The 5,595-nt window shown below is 68.1% G+C and carries 5 protein-coding genes and 1 riboswitch; of the genes, 2 read left to right on the top strand and 3 right to left on the bottom strand.

Annotated elements, in window-relative coordinates:
- Positions 1–57: 57 nt before the first annotated feature.
- On the bottom strand, positions 58–855 hold the full coding sequence (locus GA0115259_RS29805) for a tyrosine-protein phosphatase (protein ID WP_093602780.1): 798 nt from the start codon (positions 853–855) through the stop codon (positions 58–60).
- Positions 856–1,260: 405 nt separating this feature from the next.
- Positions 1,261–1,453, top strand: a riboswitch (cyclic di-AMP (ydaO/yuaA leader).
- Between the two features lie 4 nt (positions 1,454–1,457).
- On the opposite strand from GA0115259_RS29805, the gene GA0115259_RS29800 reads away from it, so the two are divergent.
- On the top strand, positions 1,458–2,447 hold the full coding sequence (locus tag GA0115259_RS29800; RefSeq protein WP_093602778.1) for a M23 family metallopeptidase: 990 nt from the start codon (positions 1,458–1,460) through the stop codon (positions 2,445–2,447).
- Between the two features lie 233 nt (positions 2,448–2,680).
- On the top strand, positions 2,681–3,538 hold the full coding sequence (locus GA0115259_RS29795; RefSeq protein WP_093602776.1) for an SGNH/GDSL hydrolase family protein: 858 nt from the start codon (positions 2,681–2,683) through the stop codon (positions 3,536–3,538).
- A 135-nt stretch (positions 3,539–3,673) separates the two neighbouring features.
- Here the strand turns inward: GA0115259_RS29795 and GA0115259_RS29790 are convergent, their stop codons facing one another.
- Complete coding sequence (locus tag GA0115259_RS29790) at positions 3,674–4,651, bottom strand: STM4011 family radical SAM protein (protein ID WP_176732695.1); 978 nt, start codon at positions 4,649–4,651, stop codon at positions 3,674–3,676.
- A gap of 5 nt (positions 4,652–4,656) precedes the next feature.
- On the bottom strand, positions 4,657–5,595 hold a 939-nt coding region (locus GA0115259_RS29785), incomplete at its 5' end, for an STM4012 family radical SAM protein (protein WP_093602782.1).

The following is a 5,595-nucleotide window of genomic DNA, read 5'->3' as shown; positions in this document are numbered from 1 at the left end:
GGGAGCGGCTGATGTCACTGCGGGCACGCGAGCCCAGCAAGATCCAAACGAGAGGCCCTAATCGAGGAGGCGGGCGCGCAGCCGCTCACGCGTCTCGGGCGCGAGCCCCAGTCCCGCGGTGAGATACGTGTCGGTGGTGCCCCAGACCTTCTCGATGGTCTCGAAGGCCGCCGCGAGATACTCGGCGCGCGCGTCGAAGAGCGGGCTGAGCAGGTCCATCACCTCGGTGGACATTCCGGCGGGCGAATTGTCGCTGCGCCGGACCGGATAGCGGCGGTGCGGATCGTTCGACTTGAGATAGTCCGCCTCGATCGCCTCGGGCTCCACGCCGACCGCGAGCAGGGCCACCGCGACCGAGAGACCGGCCCGGTCCTTGCCCGCCGCGCAGTGCATGAGCGCCGGCATGCTGTCCTCGGCGAGGGCGTGCAGGACACGGCTGTGCTCGGCGGTGCGGTCCTTGATGATCGAGCGGTACGAGTCGGTCATCCGGGCCGCGGCCTTGCCATCCGCGAGGAGCGAGCGGAGCTGGTCCAGATCGCCGTCCCTGACCATCCGCCAGAACTCGGCGCCGTCGGCCGGGTCGGTGAGCGGAATGTTCACATTGCGTACGCCGGGCAGCTCCACGTCCGCTCCGTCGAGCTTCAGATCGGCGGCATTGCGGAAGTCGAAGATCGTGTGAAGCCCGAGGGACGAGAGAAAGGCCGCGTCGGCCGCGGTGGCATTGGCGAGATGGCCGCTGCGGAAGAGCCTGCCCGGACGCACCTGCCTGCCGTCCGTGGTGGGCAGTCCTCCGACATCACGGAAGTTGCGCACGCCGGCCAGCTCGGGCTCTGTCGACGGGACCTGCTGCGTCACGGCCTGCTCCTCCGTGTCTGCCGTCGGCGCGGCTCGCCGACGCTGTCGACCTCTGACACTACGACATCTGTTCGTGTGGCAGTCAGTTCGGCTGTCGGGAATCCGATGGGAGCATTCGGACATTATTCGCGGATAGATATCGCCCAAATGTGCATCTGTCCGTATTGGGCGATTCCTTATGTCCTGCCCCGGTCGCGGATGAGATGGGTTCCGGTCCGTGACCAGGATCATATCCGTGACGTTCCGTGGTGATGACATGTATTCGAATTCCTTGTCTGGAGCGGAGTTCGGAGGCCGTCGTCCACTCAGGGTGACCGGTAAAGCCGGGTTAAATGCGAGTGCGACTTGTCGGTGGAAAAGGATCGCTTGTTCCGCTCGCCCCACTCGCCTACGTTCACCCTCAATCCGGACGGACCGCCGAATCCTGCCGCCGCCCGGAATTCGTATCGTCAAGCAACGCGTGGCAGGAGCGGGGGACCCAGGTAGTACGCCGGTCCGGAAACTCCGGAACGGCTTGGGGTGAAGTCGCGCGACAATCGCGACCGGGCATCTCCCGCCCGAACCCGACAGCTCACCTCGCAGGCGCCGGAGAGGAATTCGCCATGCCCGCGAAGGGTAAGCACCGCCGTCCCAAGGCCAACAACCCGGTATCGCGCGGATTCATAGCCGCCGGTACCGGCGGAGCCGCCATCGCACTTCCGCTCATCGGCGCCACCGGCGCGCACGCCGCTGTGAAGGCCGCACCGGCCACCGCGCCCGAGGCCGTCTCCCAGCAACAGCTCGGTGTGGAGCAGACCGTCGTGGAGCACGCCGGCGCTAAGAAGGCCCACGCCAAGAAGGGCGCCACCAAGACCCGGATCTACACCGTGGTCGCGGGCGACTCCCTGTCGAAGATCGCCAAGAAGCAGCATGTCCACGGTGGCTGGCACAAGCTGTACGCGGACAACCGCGAGGCCGTCGGCCCGAACCCGTCGCTGATCCACCCCGGGCTGAAGCTGACCATCAAGGCGCGCGGCGCGGACCACACGCGTCCCGCGAAGCCGGTCGAGCCGGCAGAGCCGTCCAAGTCTTCCGACAGCGCCTCGAACGACACCGGTTCCTCGGATCCGTCCACCACCACGCCGGCCGACGACAACGCCGGTTCGACGCCCGCGCCCGCCGACACGCCGGAGCAGAGCAGCGGCTCCGGCTTCACCGCGCCCGTCGACGATCCGCAGATCGGCACTCCGTACCGTGCCTCGGGCAGCAGTTGGGCCAGCGGCTACCACACCGGTGTGGACTTCCTGGTGTCCACGGGCACCGAGGTGAAGGCGGTCGGCGCGGGCACGGTCGTGACGGCGGGCTGGGGCGGCTCGTACGGCAACCAGGTCGTCATCGAGCACAGCGACGGCCACTACTCGCAGTACGCCCATCTGTCCTCGATATCCGTCTCCGAGGGCGATACCGTCAGCGAGGGCCAGCAGATCGGTCTCTCCGGCGCCACCGGCAATGTCACGGGACCGCATCTGCACTTCGAGATCCGTACCGGACCGGAGTACGGCTCGGACATCGACCCGCTGGCGTATCTCCGCGATCAGGGTGTCAACATCTGAGGCACGGCACCGACTGAGGCATGGCGTCGTTCTTGCTGCGTTCTCCGTTCTCCGTTCTCCGTTCTCCGTTCTCCGATCTCCGATCTCCGCCCGGCACCGGTACTTCCGTGTCGGGCGGAGAGCGTTGGGCATATTCCCGCTTGGCCGAAAATTGACCGATGGTGTATCTCACGCCTGGTCAACCCTTCCTTACGGTCGCGTAGGTCACATCTGCGGGTGAAAGATGTGGTGTTGTGGCAGACGATTCGAGATCAAGAAGAAGAGGCGTATTCGGGTCGTACACGGCGATCGGTGACAGCTTCACGGAGGGCGTGGGCGATCCCGGACCCGATGGACGGTATGTCGGCTGGGCGGACCGGCTCGCGGTTCTGCTCGCCGATCGACTGGCTGACCAACACGCCGACGTGGTGACCGACGAGACCGTCCCGGCCGGTCATGCGGACACCGTGCACGGAGATTTCCGGTACGCGAATCTCGCCGTACGCGGCCGGCTCCTCGACCAGATCGTCACCGAGCAGATTCCCCGGGCCAAGGAACTCGCCCCCGATCTGGTGACCTTCTGCGGTGGCGGCAATGACATCATCCGGCCCGGCACGGATCCCGACGATGTCGCCGAGCGCTTCGAGCGGGCCGTCGCCGATCTGACCGGAGCGGTCGGCACGGTCATGGTGACCACGGGCTTCGACACCCGAGGCGTTCCCGTACTCCGTCATCTGCGCGGCAAGATCGCGACGTACACCGCCCATGTACGTGCCATCGCCGACCGCTACGACTGTCCGGTGCTCGATCTCTGGTCCCTCAAGTCCGTCCAGGACAGGCGGGCCTGGGACGGCGACCGGCTGCATCTCTCACCCGAGGGCCACACCCGTGTCGCGCTGCGTGCCGCGCAGGTGCTCGGGCTCGATGTGCCCGCCGACCCGGACCAGGCATGGCCGCCGCAGCCGCCGCGCGGCACCTTCGAGGTACGGCGCGACGACATCAACTGGGCGCGCGAGTATCTGGTGCCGTGGATCGGGCGCCGGCTGCGCGGAGAGTCCTCCGGGGACCATGTCGAGGCGAAGCGCCCGGACCTTCTGCCCTTGAACCAGTGACGGCGGTGCCGGACTGGAGTACCGACGGGCATCCCGGTCCGGCTGTCCTTCCGGTGCTGCGCAGCGGAGGGACTGTCCAACGGGACCGCGACGGTCACCATCCATCCGAACGGCGACGACACCTGGCGGTTCGATCTACGGCTCCGGCTGCGGTTCTCCGATGCGACGCATCTGTCGGTCAGCGCCGAGAACATCGAGCTGAACGAGGACCGGAACACCACCCAGGTCTCCCTGGGCGGCCCGCCGAACTGATCCGTCCCGGAGCGGATTCCGCGGCTGAGGGATCCGCTCGAGCACTCCGCCCGCGAAGATGTCGTACAGCGGCAGCGTCTCCAGATGCACATAGCCGATATGGCAGTCGCACACCGCCAGCGGGCATGCCCGGGGCGCGAGCGCCTTCCGGTACGAGCCGTCGTAGAGATTGCCCAGCTCGGCGCGGACGAAGTGGCAGCGCCGTACGGTCCCTTCGCCGTCCACCGAGATCACCGACTCACCGGTCCGGCAGGGCAGCCCGGCAGAGCTGTGCGGCCTGCGGCTGTACGGGAAGAGAGGATCGAGCTCCGTCCAGCGGGCGGCCTCCTCGTCCGTATAGCTGTGGCCCTCGGCCGCGTTGATCCAGAGATAGATGTGCGCGGGCAGTTCGGCGCGCAGTCGGCGGGCGTGCTCAAGATGCTCGGCGAGCCCGACGACGCCCACACTGAAGCGGATGGAGCGGTCCGCGAGGTCCTGGCACTTGGCGAGGAACCGGTCGTACGGCGTCTGCCCGGGGTGGTAGGTGCACCACAGCGCCAGCTTCGCCGGATCGGCGTCGGCCAGCCAGTCGGTACGGCAGCTCAGATTGGTCTGGATGGCCACGCGCCCGACATGCGGCAGATGCGACAGCTCGCTGAGCGTCCGCCGGTACCAGGACCGGACCAGCCCTTCGCCCCAGGGCGTGAAGAGCACCGACAGCCGGTCGTCCCGCTGCTCCGACACCCAGGAGGCGAACCGCTCCAGTGCCTCCCTGTCGGAGCGGAGCTGCTCGCGGCTGTCCCGCCGCTTGGCGAACGGGCAGTACGGACAGTCGTAGTCGCAGGAGGCGAGCGGGCCTCGGTAGAGGATCGTCAGGTCCACGGGGCTCACTTCACCTCGTACGCGGCCATCGCGGCCCGTACGGCGGGAGAGAAGAGCGCCGGGCCCAGCGCGTCCGAATACGCGAGTCCCTCGGGCGAGAGACGCAGCAGCCCGGGATCCGTGCCCGTGTCCAGCCAGCCGAGCTCCGCGAACCGGTCCAGCTCGGCCGGGAAGTCCTCGGCCGGCACCGAGCCGAACCGCTCGCGGTAGTCGGCCACCTCCATGCCCTGGGCCTGGAGAAGCGACTGAAGAAGATGGCGGCGGCGTGCCTCGTCCTCGTCGACCGGGCGGCCGACCTCCGCGCGGGAGAAGTCCTCCGTGGCCGTATAGGTGTCGATGATGGTCCGTATCTCGCGCATGTCGACCGCGTAGTCGAAGGAGTAGTGGAGCCGTGAGGTGTACGAGCGGGCTCCGCAGCCGAGACCGATCATGCCGTCGGTCTGGCACGCGTAGTCGTCCGCGCCTCGTGGTGGAGCGCCCGTGCCGCTGTCCGTGCCGCTGTCCGGGAGGCGGAACATCCGCATGGACACCTGCTCGTATCCCTTGGCGAGAAGCCGGTCCCGGCCCTGCCGGTAGAGCCGCAGCCGCTGGGCGTCCCAGACGGCGTCGCTTCCCGCGTCCAGCCTGCCGAGCCCGGTGAGCGGCCGTATGTAGAGCGGATAGAGATACAGCTCCTCGGGCCGCCAAGCGAGCGCGGCATCCAGGGAGTGGCGCCAGGTGTGCTCCGTCTGGCCGTCGATACCGTAGATCAGATCGATATTGAGGACCGGGATCCGGGCGTCACGGATACGGCCGAGCGCGGCCTCGACATCGGCGCGGCGCTGCGGGCGTACGGCGGCTCTCGCCTCCGCGTCGACAAAGCTCTGGACACCGATGCTCAGCCGGGTGGCGCCGCGCCCGGCGAGCACGGCCAGCCGGTCGGCGGTCGCCGTGGCCGGCGAGGG

The organism is Streptomyces sp. MnatMP-M17, from assembly GCF_900091995.1.
Lineage (GTDB): Bacteria > Actinomycetota > Actinomycetes > Streptomycetales > Streptomycetaceae > Streptomyces.
The sequence above is the reverse complement of the archived record's forward strand: the minus strand, read 5'-3'. Positions and strand labels throughout refer to the sequence as shown.

Bases quoted from the DNA above. Each gene is read 5' to 3' on its own strand.
- GA0115259_RS29800 (WP_093602778.1), top strand. From the start codon at position 1,458: ATGCCCGCGAAGGGTAAGCACCGCCGTCCCAAGGCCAACAACCCGGTA.